Raw genomic sequence first — 15,688 nt, 5'->3', positions numbered from 1 at the left:
TACGGACGGACGGGCGTGCCGTCGCGGCTACGCGCGGAACGGGCCCGTCACCTCGTAGGTGATTCCGCCGGAGGAACTGCCGCTCGTGCCGCGCTGGCTGGAGAAGTACAGGCGGCTGCCGTCGGGGGAGAACGCCGGGCCCGTGATCTCCGAGCCCGACTGGCCGTCGACGCGGAGGAAGGGGGTGACCACGTCGTCCGGTGTGATCAGGCAGATCTCCATGTTGCCGCCGTCCTCCGCCACGAACAGGTCGCCGGAGGATGTGCCGGTGATGTTGTCGACGCCGGTCAGCGGGGCCGTGCCCGAGGTGACCAGGGAGTCGTCGTACGCCAACTCGTAAGTGTTCGTGAGGAGGTTGAGCTGCCAGACCCTGTTGTCGCCCTTCGTGGTGAACCACACCTTGTCGTCGGCGTAGTGGCAACCCTCGCCGCCGTCGAAGGACTTGGAGCCGGAGACCTGGGTGCGGGTGGTCGTGGGGGAGCCGTCCGGGTCCGGGATCGTCGTCCAGGTGAACAAGCCCGAGGTCGCCGTGCCGGCCACCAGGACCTGGAGGGTGCCCGAGGACAGATCGCCCCAAGTCGTGGGAACGAAGCGGTAGAAGCGGCCGTTCGTCTCGTCCTCGGTCAGGTAGACGACCTCGCGGACCGGGTCCGCTGCCGCCGCCTCGTGCTTGAAGCGGCCCATCGCCGGGCGCTGCTCCGCCGCGTTCGTGCCCCAGGGGTCGGTCTCGTAGACGTATCCGAGGGACACCTCCTCGCAGGACAGCCAGGTGTTCCAAGGGGTGCGTCCGCCCGCGCAGTTCTGGCGCGTGCCCGACAGGATGCGGTACGCCGAGGTGATGGCGCCGGTGGAGGAGAACCTCACCGCGCTCGCGCCGCCCGACGGGTTGATCTCCGAGTTGGAGACATAGATCCAGCCCGTGCCGTCGGCGTAACAGGCCCCGCCGTCAGGGGCGTTGTGCCAGGTGTACGACGTTCCGGTGACCGTCCGGCCCGAGCGGGCGACGATCCGGCTGGTGAAGCCGGCCGGGAGCCTCATGCCGTTGGCGTTGGGCGCGCCGAGGGCTCCGTAGGGCCCCGTGCCGGGCTGGGCGGGGGCCGCGTGGGCGGCGCCGCGCCAGAGGGTGCCGCCGAAGACGGCCGCCGAGCCGCCGATGACGGCGGCGCGCAGGAGGGTACGGCGTTCGACGGGTGTGCTCACTCGGGCATTCACTCGTGCGTCCACTCTCGCTCCAAGGGTCCAAAGGGGGTGGCGTGGCGTGCGGGGCGTGCGGTGACGTCAGGGACCCTAGGACGGCAGAATAGAATTGTCATGTACGCGCGATTTCGGACGGGCGGTCGTTCGTGACGCTGCGGGCCGGCCCCAACCCTTGATCGACAGGTCAACCGGATGGTCGGGGGAACGCCGTGTCGGCGATGGTTCGGGAGTGCCGGACCATCGCAGTCAGCCGCATCGAGGGTGACTGCGCGCAGCGGACCGGTCCCGGCACCCGCACCACGCCCGACGGTGTCGTCCTGACCGGGTGGGCTCTGCGCTGTCCTCGGTGAGATGGTCGAGCCGCTCCACGACGCCCACATTCTCGTCCGGGACGGGGTGTCTCCCGGTCGGTAGTGCTGCCGCGTGACCGACCCGCTGAATTTCCATTGTGGATGCGTGCAAAGCGGAGCGAGATTATACCAGTTGAATCAGGCCAGCCCGTGGGCTAGGGTCTTGCCCGCGATAATTTCAACTGTGGTGAAAGCCCGGCCGCTTGTGCTCGGTTCCTGAGCCGACGGACGACCACCGGGCGGAGCCATCGGTTGGCTCCACTCACGGGGGAGGGCTGCTGTGGTGTCGGTGCGTCCGGAGACCGCGGTGGGAGTGATTGGTCGGGAAACTCCGGAAAGACTTGGGGGAGTTCTCGACCATCACCCTGAGCGGGTTCCCATAGGCCTGTTATCAAGGGTAAGTTCGCCGCGCACGTCCGGCGCGGATGAACGGCACGTGCGAGTCCTCGCCGAACTCGACGTACCCTTGCCGCCCGTCGTCGTGCACCGCCCGACGATGCAGGTGCTCGACGGTGTCCACCGGATCAGGGCGGCGGAGCTGCGGGGGGAAAGCGACGTCGAGGTACGGTACTTCGACGGCAGCGAGGAGGAGGCCTTCCTTCTCGCCGTCCAGCTCAACTCGGCGCATGGCAAACCGCTTTCGGTCGAAGACAGGACTGCGGCAGCGCGGCGCATCATCGCCTCGCACCCGCACTGGTCCAACCGGCGCATCGCTTCGGTGACCTGCCTGTCGGCCAAAACGGTGACGGCCCTCCGAGAGGGTTCGACTGAGGACGGGCCGCAGTCGAACAAGCGGGTGGGCCTCGATGGCCGCGCACGACCGCTGCATCCGGCAGAAGGGCGCTTACGCGCGGGAGAGTTGCTGGCTCAGGACTCGCACATCTCGGTGCGTGACCTCGCCCGGCGCGCGGGAACGTCCGTGGCGACGGCGAGCGATGTACGTCAACGGTTCCTGCAAGGCAGGGAGTTGCTCCCACCACGCCTGCGGGGCGGTGGGGCGGCGGACGGCGATGGGCCGCGCGGTCATGGCGGCGGCGGATCCGGTGGTCCTGGTGGCCCCAGTGGCGCGGGAGGCCCCGTGCTGCTCGACAGCCTGCGTCGAGACCCTTCCATGTGGCATTCCGAATCGGGGCGCAGGTTTATTCAGCTACTCACCATTCACCCGGCGAGTCCTGTCGAGTGGCAGAAACTCGTCCATGACCTCCCCGCTCATCGCGCCGATGCCATCGCATGCGTCGCACGGGATTACGCCGAGGCGTGGCTTGACGTCGCGCGCACACTGGAAAGCAATCCCTGACGGTACTCCAGTCGCACTCTGTGATCTGACGGGTTGTCGGGATGCGGAGTTCAGTCGAGGTCGGTGAGGCGCCGCTCGTAGCGGTGCCGGCGGGCCCGGGCTTGGTGGCGGCGTCGCCAGGCGGACCCTTGCAGGTGGAAGGTCATGCGGCGGGTGGCGGGCAGGTTCCGCGGTAGGTGGGTGAAGCAGGTGGAACAGGCGGGCGGGCCTCGGTGACGGTCAGGGCGGCCTGCCCGAGTCCGCGGGTGCTTTGTCGGTGTGCCGGCGGGCGGGATGGGGGCGGGATGTTCTCGCCGGTCCAGGCCGGCGATCACGGAGAGCAGGGCGAGGGTGGCCATCGCGAGGACGACATGGCGTCGCCAGGAGCGGTGGCGGCGGGCCTGGGTGTGATCCAGTCCGACGGTGTCCTTTCCGTTGGCAAAGTCCTCCTCGGCTGTCCATCTGATCCCCGCGACCGCCACGAGGTCGGCCAGTGCAATCGAGCGGCCTTCGGGTGTGTAGGCGTAGAAGTAGGACAGGTCAATGGGGTCGGCGATGCTGCGGCGGACCATCAGGTGGTGGCTTGGGTCGGCGGTGGCGACCAGGGTCCAGTCGTGGACGCTCGGTGTCTTGGGTGCCCTGTCTGCGGGCGAGCCGATCCAGGGCCCCTTGGGGACCTTCTTCGACGCCAGGACGTCGGAGCGGATCGGCCAAGCGCCGGTGAGCATGGCGTAATTGCCGCCGACGGTGAACGCGTGGCCGATGCCGGTTCATCGAAGAAGCCGCGCGGTTTCGCGCTGCGGCCGTAGACCTCATCGCCCGCCGCCCAGTCGACCGCGCGGCGCGCTGGGCCTGGTCCAGGGCGATGGCGGTCTTGGTGTGGAAGGGGTGAAGTCCCGGCTCGGCCCGGCCCGTTCGTACCGCTCGGGGTCCTTGGTCCGGTGCTCCTGAACGTAGAGGTCATCGTCGATCAGGCAGTGACCGAGCGGCCGGCGTAGGCGCAGTACGCCGCGACGACGGCGCTGCCGACCTGTCCGGTGGTGCCGGTGTGCTGCCGTCCGACCCCGGCGGTGGTGGTGCCCTTTCTCCTGCCCGGTCTCGTTGAGGAGCGGTAGCGCACCGGGTGCGAGTGAAGAGCGAGATGAGATCGGCCGCGAGCTCGTCGAACTTCTCGGCGAACAGCGAGGGATCTATGCTGACGGTAGAGGCCGCCTGATCTTCATGTTGCGTCACAACACCATGATCAACAGGTGGCCTTGCCGATTCCCTGGCGCCCCCCCCACATCATCCGTCGCCCCGTCAGATCACGAAGTGCGACCGGAGTGAGGGGCCTTGCAGAAATGTCCATTGTGCCAACTTCCGGTTGGGCGACCCTTGCTACTCGAATGCCTGTTCGAATAACTTCTGAATCGCTTGAGGAATCCTCAACTCGAGAATCCAGTCGGAATTCTCGAAAACTCGTCAACGAACAGGGGTAGTTCCATCATGCGATTGAAGAAGCCACTGATCGGTGCCGTGCTCACCGCCACAATGGTGACCGGCGTAACCAGCACTGCCTCGGCAAGCACCCAGGCGCCGCGCACCGCCCCGGCTGCTGCGGCCAAGGCGGCGCAGGGATACTCGGACAACGACGTGGTCGCCTTTCTGGTCTTCGGTCAGGGCAAGGCTGCCAAGGACCACCCGGAGTTGGCGGAGCAGATTCGCAGCCGCCGCTCCGACGCCTCGGTGACGCCCGCGCAGCTGTCGTACCTGATGAACAAGCTGCACCAGGCCGACCCGGCCTTCCACACCGAGGTGACGGAGGCGGTCCAGTCCAAGGACCCGTTCGTGGTGCAGCACGGCATGGCGGCGCTGAACGACGACCTCAATGCGGCCATGGCCTCGGACAGCAAGGCCAAGACCCTCAACAGTGCCGACATCGCACGCCCCAACGGCTGGGTGTGGACCAAGTCCAACATCCTGGCCGTGGCGAACGTCGCGGCCGGCATCAACGTCGCGGTGGGCACCAACGTCGCCGTGGGCGCCGAGGTCGCCGTGATCGTGGTGATCGCCCCGGCAGCGGCCAGCTACAGCTTCGATCTGAAGCAGTCGGACCAGCTCGACGCAGACGACTTCGTTGCGGCGGTCGCCTCCGCTCTCTGATTTCTCTGTGCTGGGTGGCCCGCCGCGCCGCGGTCGCGGCGGGCCACCCCCGGGCCGGGCCGTCACTAAGGCCGGAGCGTCTCGTCCATTCCAGGGGAAAGGGAAACCGCGCATGTCGACGCCTGTCGCAAGACGGCAGCTGTACATCTTCGCGACCACGCTGGCGGTCATGGTCGCCTACCTTCTCGTAGCGCTCTTCTACACGCTGCCGAGCAACGCGCTCAGCAGCCGTCATTCCAAAGGCGCACGCCAGTACTTCAACGATGTCACTCCGGAGATCTGGGCCTTCTTCACCAAGGATCCAGATGGTCTCCAGATCGGCACGTACGCCTTCGACGGAAAGTATTCCAAGAATCTCCTGAAGACCCCGCAAGGCCGCCCGTCGAACCTCTTCGGACTCGACCGTACCCAGCGCGCCCAGGGCCCTGAGATCGCGTACATCAATACCTCGGTGACCCAATGGCAGCCGTGTGCGGGCAATTTGGAGATCTGTCTGCACGAATCAGCGGCACGTCCCGCCGAGAGGATAAAGAACAGCAACCCCGTGAGGACCGTATGCGGGGACTCCTTCATTACTCAGGAACGCGTCGTGCCCTGGTCCTACCGGAACCTGGTGACGTACGACCGGCGCGTCATCCGAATCGCCCACCTGGACGTCTCATGCTCATAGCCGCTCGTACCGCCGCTTCCGCACTCTTCGAAGAGCAGTGCTCCCGGCTCCAACTTCGGCTCTCCGCCTTTGACTTCCGCTCGCGTTGGTTCGGCGTGGGACGCTCACTGATCTGCTTTGCCGAGCTGACGGTGGTGCTCATCACCCCGTCGAAGGCGCTGCTCACCCCGGTCCTGACCATCAGCGACGGCGCGCGCTGCGGGGGAGTGCGCGCAGCCTCCGCGTACTGCCTGGTGGGTGGCACCTCCCATGCCGAGTACGCCCGGTGGATCCTGGTCGCCGTGCTCCTGGTGGCCGCCATCGGGTACCGGCCGCGCTGGACGGCGATCCCACAGCTATGGGCCATCTATTCGATCGCCGTGAGCATCACCGTGCCGGACGGCGGCGAATCCGTGGGCATGATCATGTCCCTCCTCATGCTGCCGATCGTCCTGACGGACAACCGGACCTGGCAGTGGAGCCCACCGGCGAAACCGCTGCACCCGTCCGGGCACGCTGTCGCCTACGCCGCCTTCTGGGCGGTCAGACTGCAGCTCGCGTACATCTATCTGGACACCGCCATCAGCAAGTTCGGCGTCGCCGACTGGGCCAACGGTACGGCGGAGTACTACTTCCTGCGCGACAACATGTTCGGCGTCGCCAAGCCCTGGGACGGGCCGCTGCTCGCACTCTCCAAGTATCCGCTGGTCGTGATCGGCATGACCTGGGGTGCGCTCGTCGTCGAACTCCTCATCGCCCTCTGCATCCTGGGCTCCGACCGCTGGCGCAAGGTGGGCCTCGTGCTCGACATCTTGCTGCACGGCTCGATCATCTTGCTGATGGGCCTGTGGAGTTTCGCCCTCGTCATGATCGGGTCCTCGGTCGTCGCGTCGATGCCGCTGCCGCGTCCGTCGTCCGCCGCGACGCCCGATGAGCGACAGCTCGCTGAAAAGGGCGGCGATGACAGCTCAGTTGATCACTCGGCGGCGGTGCTACGTTGACCCGGTGGCCAAGCTGGAAGTCTTGAGCGTCTCTGCGGGGTATCGAGGGCGGCCGGTCCTACGGGATGTCAGTCTCGAATACGGCGCGGGAATCCACGTGCTGCTGGGCCCGAACGGCGCCGGAAAGACAACGGTGTTCCGTGTGCTCGCCGGGATTCTCGCGCCCTTCGAGGGCAGTGTCCTCGTGGACGGCGTCGACCCGCATACGCATACGGAGGCCAAGTCCTTGATCGCCCTGGCCACGCACCGCTCGGCGCTCGCACCACGGCTGAGCGTCGTGGACAACCTGAGGTACTGGGCACGCGTCCTTGGCCTGCCACCGGGCCCTTCCGAGCAGCGGATCGCGGAAGTCCTGGACCTGCTCGGCCTCACCGACCTCGCGGATCGCCGCATCGGCAGCCTCAGCCGTGGCCAGAACCAGCGAGCGGGCCTTGGGAAGGCGTTCCTGGGACGGCCGCCCATCCTGCTCCTGGACGAGCCGATGTCGGGCCTCGACCCGGGTAGTACGGCCCAACTCACCGAGTATCTGCGGCATTTGGCGGACGAAGGACACACGGTCGTCGTCTCCACTCACGCCCTGGCTGATGCCAACCGATTTGCCGACGACGTAACGGTGCTGCAGGAGGGACGCATCGTAGGCCGAGGTGAACCGACCACCCTGCGCACAGCCCTGCTCGGCAGCGCCTACCGGCTGCGCATCCGAGGCTCCGGCGACCTACCGGCGGTCCTCGACCGACTCGGCCACAGCTACGAGGAGCATCAGCAGGGCGCCATAGTCGTAGAGGTGCCCGACGAGCAGGCGGCGGAGGCGCTGGTCGCCTGCCTGGTGAGCGAAGGCATCGGCATACGAGAAGTCGTACCCGCCCGGAATCCGCTGGAGGACGTCTACCGGCAACTGGAGACGGAAGGCGTATCCCGTGTCGCGACGTAATCTCCCCTTCGACGTGACCAGGGCCAGGATCTTGGCGTCCGCGCTGCTGTGGCGGATGAGACGGGAGCGGCTGCGGAACTTCGCGACGGTGTTCCTGCCGTTCGTGCTGACAGCCGCCTCCGTGGTCGCTCTGCCCCTGCTGTCCGACGACTCGAACATGAACGGTGCGGCCAGCAGCTCCCGGCTCGGCCTCCTGTACGGGGCGCACGGAGACACCGTCGCGGCTGGGCTGCTGCTTGTCCTGATGCCCGGCGTCATCGCCCTGCACGGCACGGTGGGCGCCGGCCTCGCGGTGCGCAACGTGGTCGGCGCGGAGGCCGGGGTCGGCGCGCTCGAGGCGATGCTCGGCGCCCCCTACAACCCGGCGAGCATCGCAGGCGGACTGCTCGGCTATGTACTCGTCGTCACGACGGGCCAGTGGGCGGTGATGAGCACGCTCGGCGCCCTCGCTCTCGCGCTGTCCAGCACCCTGCACCACGACAGCCTCGCACCGGACGCCGGCTACCTGACGCTCGCCCTCGTGCTCCCGCTCCTGGCCACCTGGGCGGGCGCGGCCCTCGCCCTGCTGCTCAACCTGCTTTTCCCACGCCTGTCCCAGCCCGGCGCCGGCGCCCTTGCGGGCAACGGCGGCGGCCTGGTCAGCCTGGCCGCGATGCTGCCCGGCTTCGGCGCCCTGCTCGCGATGTCCATCGCCCTGGATCCGCTGGGCCCGACAAGGCTGCTGTTGTACGCGGGCGGGGTGACCGTGCTGATCACGACGGGCAGCCTGATCGGCATCGCGAGGGGCTTCCGCCCGGAGTCGGTGCTGTCTTCCTCGGCGTGAGCGACGTCGGTGTAAGGCTGGAATACGAGGCGGTCACGCAAGATGATCGAGTCCAAGGCCGCGGGCGTACACGGGCCTTGGGCTCCCTCACCTCATGTGCAGGTGCCTGCCTTGGAAATGATCGTCTAGCGGATCAGGCAAGGAATTCGGAGATGGTGATGGTGAAGGTTCTTTTCGACATCCGTCCGTCGCTGGTGGCGTTGCCCTTCCACCGCGCCTTGACGAGGCCGGTGGTGGAGATCGACGGCGTCGAGCGGCCCGCGATATGGGGCACGACGGAAGTCTCGGTCGAGCCGGGTGTCCACGAGGTCGCTGTGTTCTTCCGCTACAAGGGCCAGCGTGCGGCCCGACTCGGCGTGAACACCGAGGAGTTGACGGTTCGGGGCGGCACGGGCACGCAGCCGAGGGTGACGGCGCGCCTCGGTCCGCGCAACGGCAGCAGCTTCGAGATCAAGACCAACTGAGGCCCCGCGGAGGAGAGACACGTGCCTCAAAAGTCGATCGTGCAGTGTGCGGCGGGACACCTCTACACGGCTACCTGGGTACCGTTCCTCGGCATCAAGTCCCTGCGCATCACCATGTCCACGCGCTACGCCCGCTGCCCCGTCGAGAAACACTGGGCGGTGGTGAGCAGACCGGACCCGTCGACCCTCACCGAGGAGCAGCTCGCCGCGGCGCGGTCGCACGACGCGGGGTGGATGTAGGCACGACGCAGAGCTGAGGCGAAGACCGGGGAACTGCGGGCGGTCCGGGACTGGATCGGCTCGCGACTCGGGACCGGTCGTCGCCAGCCCCGTCGTGGTCCGTTGGGAGTCGGCTCGTGGGGCTGAGCGCTCGTACTACCTGGGCTGCCGCCCGTAGAACGGTGGATGCCGTGTGGGCGGCACAGCGCCAGAGGATGCCGCCGAAGACGGCCGCCGAGCGCGGATGTGGCTCTGGGGGTCGGGGAAGCGTCGGGTGTTTTCAGGTGTCAGGTCCGGGTGGCCGGAACCCTGCGGTGCGCGAGCGTGGATCCTCGCAACTCCGTTGCGACGAACGCGAGTTCGCCTACGTTGGTGCCGGTGATCACCAGCATCACCATCACCATTGCCATCACCTGCACCACCCTCACCACACAGGAGGCTCTGCCGTGTTAGACAACGACCCCACCCCCTCGGCCGACATCGGCGACGGCACCGGCGCCCGCGCGCGGATTCGTATAGACACCTCCAAGCCGCACTCGGCCCGCTTCTGGAACTACTTCGTCGGCGGCAAGGACAACTACGAGGTCGACCGGGAGATCGGGGACCAGATCAAGGAGATCTTCCCCGGTCTCGTCGATGTGGCCGTCACCAGTCGGCACTTCCTGGGACGCGCCGTCCGTTATCTGGCCGATGAGCAGGGCGTACGTCAGTTCCTGGACGTCGGCACCGGGCTGCCCACCGCCGAAAACACCCACGAGGTCGCGCAGCGCGCCGCGCCCGACGCCCGGATCGTGTACGTCGACAACGACCCCATCGTGCTGGCCCACGCGGACGCCCTCCTCGGCAGCACCCCCGAGGGCCGGACCGTTTACCTCAACGCCGACCTGTACGCCCCCGAGACCATCCTCGAAGCGGCGGCCGACACCCTCGACCTGACCCGGCCGGTCGCCCTGATGATTCTCAACACGCTCGGCCATGTCGCCGACCACGACCAGGCACGCGACCTGGTCAACCGGCTCATGGCGGGCCTGCCGTCGGGCAGCCACCTGGTGATCAGCGACTCCACCGCCACCAGCGAGGGCATGATCGCCGCGTCCAAGGCGTACAACGCGAGCGGCGCCGTGCCGTACTACGTGCGGAGCGTCGGCGAGATCGCCGCCTTCTTCGACGGCCTCGACCTCGTGGACCCCGGCGTGGTCCAGGTGCCCGAGTGGCGCCCCGACGGCCGGGGTCCGGCCGTTCCCGGCGCGGCTGTCGACGCCTACTGCGGAGTGGGCCGCAAGCCCTGACGGCCGAGCGTGGAAGGGTCGGCGGAACTGGACGGCGGAACTGGACGGCGGAACTGGACGGCGGAACTGCCGGCGGAAACGGTCGGCGGAACTGGTCATGGGCGCCGATTCGGCGCAGTCTGTGACCGGGATCGGAATCTGGATCGCCAGAGCCGCCGGACTCGTCGTCGCCAATGGAGGTAATCCGAACATGCCGGGCTGGAACGTGCGGGACATCCCCGACCAGAGTGGCCGCATCGCCGTCGTCACCGGTGCCAACAGCGGTCTCGGGTACGTCACCGCACGGGAGTTGGCGCGCGGCGGGGCGCGGGTGGTGCTCGCCTGCCGGAGCGAGTCGCGCGGGAACGAGGCGGTGGGGCGGCTGCTTGCCGAAGTGCCGGACGCCATCGCCGAGTTCTGGCCGCTGGACCTCGGAGACCTGTGCTCCGTACGGGAGTTCGTGGACGAGCTTCCGTACGACCGGCTCGACCTCCTCGTCAACAACGCGGGCGTGATGGCGTTGCCGTACGGGACGACGGCGGACGGGTTCGAGACGCAGTTCGGGGTCAACCACCTCGGGCACTTCGCGCTCACCGGGCTGCTGTTCCCGAGGCTGCTCGGCACGCCCGGCGCCCGGATCGTGAATCTCTCCAGCGGCGCCCACCTGCTCGGCAACATCGACATCGACGACCTCAACAGCGAGCGTAGATACCGGAGTTGGATCGCATACGGGCGTTCCAAGTCGGCCAACCTGCTCTTCACGCACGAGCTGGCGCGCAGGCTGGACGCGGTCGGCTCCGGTGTCGTGGCCGCCGCCGCGCACCCCGGGTACGCCGACACCAACCTCCAGACCGCCGCGCCGAAGATGCGGGGGCGGAAGGGTGCCGAGCGGTTGATGGAGATCGGCAACCGGTTCTTCGCCCAGTCCGCCGACGCGGGCGCCCTGCCCACCCTGTACGCGGCCACCGCCCCCGGCGTACGGCCCGACGCGTTCATCGGCCCCAGGATCCTGGGCTGGCGCGGCGCGCCCGCGAAGTCCCGCCGGGCTTCCTGGACGCTCGACGACCGTGCCGGGGAACGGCTTTGGGCCGCCTCCGAGCAGCTCACCGAGGTGACGTACGAGGGCCTGAAGTCGTGAAACGACTGCTCGGACGGCTCAGGCGGCTCAGGCGGCTCAGGCGGCGGTGCGTACCTCGTACGCCGTCACCGCCACCGTCTCGTCGTCCAGGCAGCGGCCCGACTCCAGGTCGAAGCGCTGCTTGAGGAGCGGGGAGGCGACGTACGGGCGGCCCTGGTGGGTGCCGGTCAGGCCACGGGAGAGGACCGCCGCGCCGCCGAACGGGTCACGGTTGTCGATGGCGTACAGGATCCCGGCGCGGTCGCGGAAGATTGCCGCCTGTCGGCCGTCCGGCAGCAGGGCCGCCACACCGCGGCCCGGCAGCAGGAGGCTCAGGTCGCAGACCGTGAACCAGCCGTCGTCTGTGTCGTCCGCGTCTCCCAGGCGGAGTTGGACTTTGAGGTCGGTCATCGTCTCGGGTGCCAGGGTCATCGCTGGGCACTTCCTTCCAGGACGTCGGCGGCGGGGCGCAGGCCGATGGACAGCAGCGGCAGGTCGGGCTTGATCTGGTCGCGCTCGGGGACGAAGCCGACGACCGGGTCGGGGGTGTCCGGCGCGTTCACGAAGGACACGAACCGGGCGAGCTTCTCGGGGTCGTTGATGGTGTCGGCCCACTCGTCGCGGTAGTGCGCGACGTGCGCGGTCATCAGTGACTCCAGCTCCTCGCAGATGCCGAGGGAGTCCTCCACGACCACGTCCCGTACGTGGTCCAGGCCGCCGGGGATCCGCTCCAGCCAGGTCGACGTGCGCTCCAGCCGGTCCGCCGTGCGGATGTAGAACATCAGGAACCGGTCGATCAGCCTGATGAGTTCGGCGTCGTTCAGATCCTGGGCGAGCAGGTCCGCGTGGCGCGGGGTGGCGCCTCCGTTGCCGCCGACGTACAGGTTCCAGCCGCCCGAGGTGGCGATGATGCCGAAGTCCTTGGACTGGGCCTCGGCGCACTCGCGAGCACAGCCGGAGACGGCGGACTTCAGCTTGTGCGGGGACCGCAGCCCCCGGTAGCGCAGCTCCAGGTCGATCGCCATCCGGACCGAGTCCTGGACGCCGTAACGGCACCAGGTCTGGCCGACACAGGATTTCACGGTACGCAGGGACTTGCCGTACGCGTGCCCCGACTCGAAGCCGGCGTCCACCAACCGCGTCCAGATCAGCGGGAGTTGCTCGACCCGCGCGCCGAACATGTCGATCCGCTGACCGCCGGTGATCTTCGTGTAGAGGCCGAAGTCGCGGGCGATCTCGCCGATGACGATCAGGCCCTCCGGGGTGATCTCACCGCCGGGGATACGCGGGACGACCGAGTACGAGCCGTTCTTCTGAAGGTTGGCGAGGAAGTGGTCGTTGGTCTCCTGGAGCGCGGCCTGCTCGCCGTCGAGGACGTGGACGCTCGCGCCGATGACCGGGGCGAGGGAGGCGATGATCGAGGCGACCGCCGGCTTGCAGATGTCGCAGCCGTCACCGCCCTTGGCGTGGTCGCGGCCGTAGCGGTCCAGCAGGTCCTGGTAGGTGTTGAGGCGCAGGGCGAGGACGATCTCGTACAGCTCCTCGCGGGTCTGTGAGAAGCAGCCGCACAGGCCCTTGTCGACCTCGACCCCGCTCGCCTCCAGCTCGGCGGTGACGAGCTGGCCGAGCACCTTGACGCAACTCCCGCACGTCGTACCGGCCTTGGTGCACTTCTTCACCTCGGGCACGGTGGTGCAGTTGTGCTCGGTGACCGCGCCTCGGATCGTTCCCTTGCGGACGTTGTTGCAGGAGCAGATGATCGCGTCGTCCGGCAGCGAGGTCGGGCCGAGCTGGACGGACTCCCCGGCGCCGGCGGGCAGCACGAGGGACTCGGGCGATACGGGCGGGACCGAACCGGTGAAGGCCTTCAGCGTGCCGTAGGCCTCCGCGTCGCCGACGAGGATGCCGCCGAGCAGCGTGCCGTCGCGGCCGATGACGAGCTTCTTGTACAGGCCCGAACGGGAGTCGGAGTAGACGACGTCGAGGCTGTCCTCGGTGACGCCGTGCGCGTCGCCGAAGGACGCCACGTCCACGCCGAGCAGCTTCAGCTTGGTGGACAAGTCGGCGCCGGTGAAGGTCAGTTGCTCCGCCTCGTCGGCGGCGATGGCGGCGGCGGCGGTCTCCGCCTGCTCGTAACCGGGGGCGACCAGGCCGTACACCCGGCCGTCGGAGGCCAGCGCGCACTCGCCGATCGCGAACACGTGCGGGTCGCTCACCGTACGGCACTGCTCGTCGACCGCGATTCCGCCGCGCTCGCCGACGGACAGGCCGCAGTCCCGGGCGAGTTGGTCCCTCGGCCGGACACCGGCGCTGAACACCACCAGATCGGTGGCGAGTTCGGAACCGTCGGACAACTTCATCCCGGTGACCGCGCCGTCCTCGCCGACGACGATCTCCTGCGTGCCCACACCCGTGTGGACGGCGAGGCCCATGTCCTCGATGGTGCGCAGCAGCGCCGCGCCGCCCCCGTCGTCGACCTGCACCGGCATCAGGCGCGGCGCGAACTCCACGATGTGGGAGGTGAGTCCGAGCCCCTTCAGCGCACCGGCCGCCTCCAGTCCGAGCAGCCCGCCGCCGACCACGGCACCCGTCGTACGGGTACTGGCGTACTCCTCGATGGCGAGGAGATCCTCGATGGTCCGGTAGACGAAGCAGCCCTCGGCGTCCTTGTTGGGGACCGGCGGTACGAAGGGGTAGGAGCCGGTGGCGAGGACGAGGACGTCGTAGTCGACGACCAGACCCGAGCGGGCGGTCACCCGCCTCGCCTCGCGGTCGATGGTCTCCGCCGGGTCGCCGATGTGCAGTTCGATGCCCTCCTTCTCGATGAACGCCATGTCGGTCATCGAGAGGTCCTCGGGCGTCTTGCCCGAGAAGTACGAGGTCAGCGCCACGCGGTCGTACGCGGGACGCGGCTCCTCGCAGAGTACGACCACGCGGTGCGCGGCGGTCAGACCGCGCGCGGCGAGTGCTTCGAGGAAGCGCTGGCCGACCATGCCGTGGCCGACGAGCACGATCGTGGGGGTGGCCCCATCAGTGGCGGTCATTAGGAGCCTCCGTCGTTGGTGAGCAGGTGGAGCAGCGGGCCGCCGTCGGAGGGGAGCGGCTCTGCTCCCTCCCAGGCGCGCGCGAGGGCGCCGACGGTGCCGAGTTCGCCGACGAGCACCCCGCCGACCAGCCGGTCGTCACGGACGACGACCTTGCGGTACGTGCCCCGGGTGGCGTCGGCGAGCTGGATGACGTCGTCGCCGGGGCGGGGGTTCGGCTCGCCGAAGGCGGCGAGGTCGAAGGGGTTGCCGACACCGGTACCGGCACCGGCGGCACCGGCGGTGTCGGCGGTGAAGTCGGTGAGGGTGAGCCGGGTGAGGGCCCGGGTACCGGTGTAACGGGCGGTGAGGTCACCCGTTCCGGTTGCCTCCGCCGCGATCAACTCGGCCAGTACCTCGGCCTGTTCGAGTGCGGGGGTGGCAAGTCCGTAGATCGTGCCCTGGTGCTGGGCGCAGTCCCCGAGGGCCCGGATGTGCGGGTCGGAGGTGCGCAGTTCGTCGTCCACGAGGATGCCCTTGTGCACGGCGAGCCCCGCGTCACGCGCGAGACCCGTACGCGGGTGGACCCCGCAGGCCAGTACGACGAGGTCGGCGTCGAGGGCGTAATGGTCGGCCAGTTCGACCGAGCGGACCCGGCCGCCGACACAGCGCACGTTCCGCACCCGGCACTCGGTGTGCACCTCGACGCCCAGCTCGTTGAGGTGCCGCAGCACCAAGGCCGAGGCACCCGGGTCCAGTTGACGTTCCATCAGCCGCTCGGCCTGCTGGGCGAGCACGACCTGCGCACCGCGTACGGCGAGTGCGCGGGCGGCGGACACACCGAGGAGCCCGCCGCCGATGACGACGGCCCGNNCAGGCCGAGACAGTCGTCCATGGTCCGGAACGCGTGGACACCCAGCGGGAGTTCATGATCTGGGGTGAACAGCCCGCGCAGGGGCGGGAGTACGGGGTTGGACCCGGTCGCGAGGACCAGCGAGCCGTATTCGATCGAGGTCCCGTCGGAGCAGTGCACGACCCGCCCGGCGCGGTCGATGTGCTCGGCGCGGGCCCGGACCAGCCGGTCCGGCGACGGCAGGGCGATCACCTCGGGGGCGTACCGTCCGGCGAGGACCTCGGCGAGCAGCACCCTGTTGTACGGGCGGTGTTCCTCCTCCCCGACGAGCACGACGTCCGAGGAGGACATGCCGAGCTCGCCGAGCCGCCGGGC

At 68.7% G+C, this 15,688-nt stretch carries 15 protein-coding genes and 2 pseudogenes; 10 read left to right on the top strand and 7 right to left on the bottom strand.

The features are described from left to right. Positions 1 to 27: 27 nt before the first annotated feature. Positions 28 to 1,200, bottom strand: a complete 1,173-nt coding sequence (locus AOK08_RS20225) for an alkaline phosphatase PhoX (RefSeq protein ID WP_055527839.1) — start codon at positions 1,198 to 1,200, stop codon at positions 28 to 30. 783 nt (positions 1,201 to 1,983) lie between these two features. Between AOK08_RS20225 and AOK08_RS43370 the strand changes: the two genes are divergently transcribed. Next, a complete protein-coding gene (locus tag AOK08_RS43370) occupies positions 1,984 to 2,844 on the top strand; it encodes a ParB/RepB/Spo0J family partition protein (RefSeq protein ID WP_079054149.1) in 861 nt (286 codons plus the stop codon). 50 nt (positions 2,845 to 2,894) lie between these two features. Here the strand turns inward: AOK08_RS43370 and AOK08_RS20215 are convergent, their stop codons facing one another. Next, entirely contained in the window at positions 2,895 to 3,551 is a 657-nt protein-coding gene (locus tag AOK08_RS20215; RefSeq protein WP_055527835.1) for a hypothetical protein, read from the bottom strand. 757 nt (positions 3,552 to 4,308) lie between these two features. On the opposite strand from AOK08_RS20215, the gene AOK08_RS20210 reads away from it, so the two are divergent. From AOK08_RS20210 to AOK08_RS20180, 7 genes are all read left to right on the top strand, one after another. After that, entirely contained in the window at positions 4,309 to 4,965 is a 657-nt protein-coding gene (locus AOK08_RS20210) for a sporulation delaying protein family toxin (protein ID WP_079054148.1), read from the top strand. 112 nt (positions 4,966 to 5,077) lie between these two features. Further along, positions 5,078 to 5,635, top strand: coding sequence for an SdpA family antimicrobial peptide system protein (locus AOK08_RS20205; protein ID WP_055527831.1), 558 nt, complete (start codon positions 5,078 to 5,080; stop codon positions 5,633 to 5,635). After that, positions 5,626 to 6,615 carry a sporulation-delaying protein SdpB family protein gene (locus AOK08_RS20200; RefSeq protein ID WP_055527830.1) on the top strand — a complete coding sequence of 330 codons (990 nt, stop codon included), beginning with the start codon at positions 5,626 to 5,628 and terminating at the stop codon, positions 6,613 to 6,615. Before AOK08_RS20205 ends, AOK08_RS20200 begins: the two co-directional genes overlap by 10 nt. After that, the gene (locus AOK08_RS20195) at positions 6,545 to 7,546 is read left to right on the top strand and encodes an ATP-binding cassette domain-containing protein (RefSeq protein ID WP_079054146.1); all 1,002 of its coding nucleotides are present in this window, start codon (positions 6,545 to 6,547) and stop codon (positions 7,544 to 7,546) included. Before AOK08_RS20200 ends, AOK08_RS20195 begins: the two co-directional genes overlap by 71 nt. Continuing rightward, positions 7,533 to 8,369, top strand: a complete 837-nt coding sequence (locus AOK08_RS45840) for a hypothetical protein (protein WP_055527826.1) — start codon at positions 7,533 to 7,535, stop codon at positions 8,367 to 8,369. Before AOK08_RS20195 ends, AOK08_RS45840 begins: the two co-directional genes overlap by 14 nt. Before the next feature lie 152 nt (positions 8,370 to 8,521). Then, entirely contained in the window at positions 8,522 to 8,833 is a 312-nt protein-coding gene (locus AOK08_RS20185) for a hypothetical protein (RefSeq protein ID WP_055527824.1), read from the top strand. Between the two features lie 21 nt (positions 8,834 to 8,854). Beyond that, entirely contained in the window at positions 8,855 to 9,073 is a 219-nt protein-coding gene (locus tag AOK08_RS20180; RefSeq protein ID WP_055527821.1) for a hypothetical protein, read from the top strand. Between the two features lie 266 nt (positions 9,074 to 9,339). Here the strand turns inward: AOK08_RS20180 and AOK08_RS48470 are convergent, their stop codons facing one another. Then, positions 9,340 to 9,462, bottom strand: a complete 123-nt coding sequence (locus AOK08_RS48470; protein ID WP_277816032.1) for a hypothetical protein — start codon at positions 9,460 to 9,462, stop codon at positions 9,340 to 9,342. 36 nt (positions 9,463 to 9,498) lie between these two features. Between AOK08_RS48470 and AOK08_RS20175 the strand changes: the two genes are divergently transcribed. After that, entirely contained in the window at positions 9,499 to 10,341 is an 843-nt protein-coding gene (locus AOK08_RS20175; protein WP_055527818.1) for an SAM-dependent methyltransferase, read from the top strand. A 190-nt stretch (positions 10,342 to 10,531) separates the two neighbouring features. Then, the gene (locus tag AOK08_RS20170; RefSeq protein WP_055527855.1) at positions 10,532 to 11,458 is read left to right on the top strand and encodes an oxidoreductase; all 927 of its coding nucleotides are present in this window, start codon (positions 10,532 to 10,534) and stop codon (positions 11,456 to 11,458) included. Between the two features lie 36 nt (positions 11,459 to 11,494). On the opposite strand, the gene nirD is transcribed toward AOK08_RS20170, so the two are convergent. The 4 genes and pseudogenes from nirD to AOK08_RS47445 all read right to left on the bottom strand — a co-directional run. After that, positions 11,495 to 11,869 carry a nitrite reductase small subunit NirD gene (gene nirD / locus AOK08_RS20165; protein ID WP_055527817.1) on the bottom strand — a complete coding sequence of 125 codons (375 nt, stop codon included), beginning with the start codon at positions 11,867 to 11,869 and terminating at the stop codon, positions 11,495 to 11,497. Continuing rightward, positions 11,866 to 14,481, bottom strand: a complete 2,616-nt coding sequence (gene nirB / locus AOK08_RS20160; protein WP_055527815.1) for a nitrite reductase large subunit NirB — start codon at positions 14,479 to 14,481, stop codon at positions 11,866 to 11,868. The genes nirD and nirB overlap by 4 nt, the downstream gene beginning before the upstream one ends. Next, positions 14,481 to 15,332 (bottom strand): annotated as a pseudogene (locus AOK08_RS20155) (NAD(P)/FAD-dependent oxidoreductase); the annotation flags it as partial. The pseudogene AOK08_RS20155 and the gene nirB, both read right to left, overlap by 1 nt. A 2-nt stretch (positions 15,333 to 15,334) precedes the next feature. Beyond that, positions 15,335 to 15,664 (bottom strand): annotated as a pseudogene (locus tag AOK08_RS47445) (FAD-dependent oxidoreductase); the annotation flags it as partial. Between the last annotated feature and the right edge of the window lie 24 nt (positions 15,665 to 15,688).

Origin of the sequence: Streptomyces graminilatus (assembly GCF_001418565.1) — a bacterium.
Classification (GTDB): domain Bacteria; phylum Actinomycetota; class Actinomycetes; order Streptomycetales; family Streptomycetaceae; genus Streptomyces; species Streptomyces graminilatus.
This window is presented reverse-complemented; position numbering and strand designations above follow the sequence as displayed.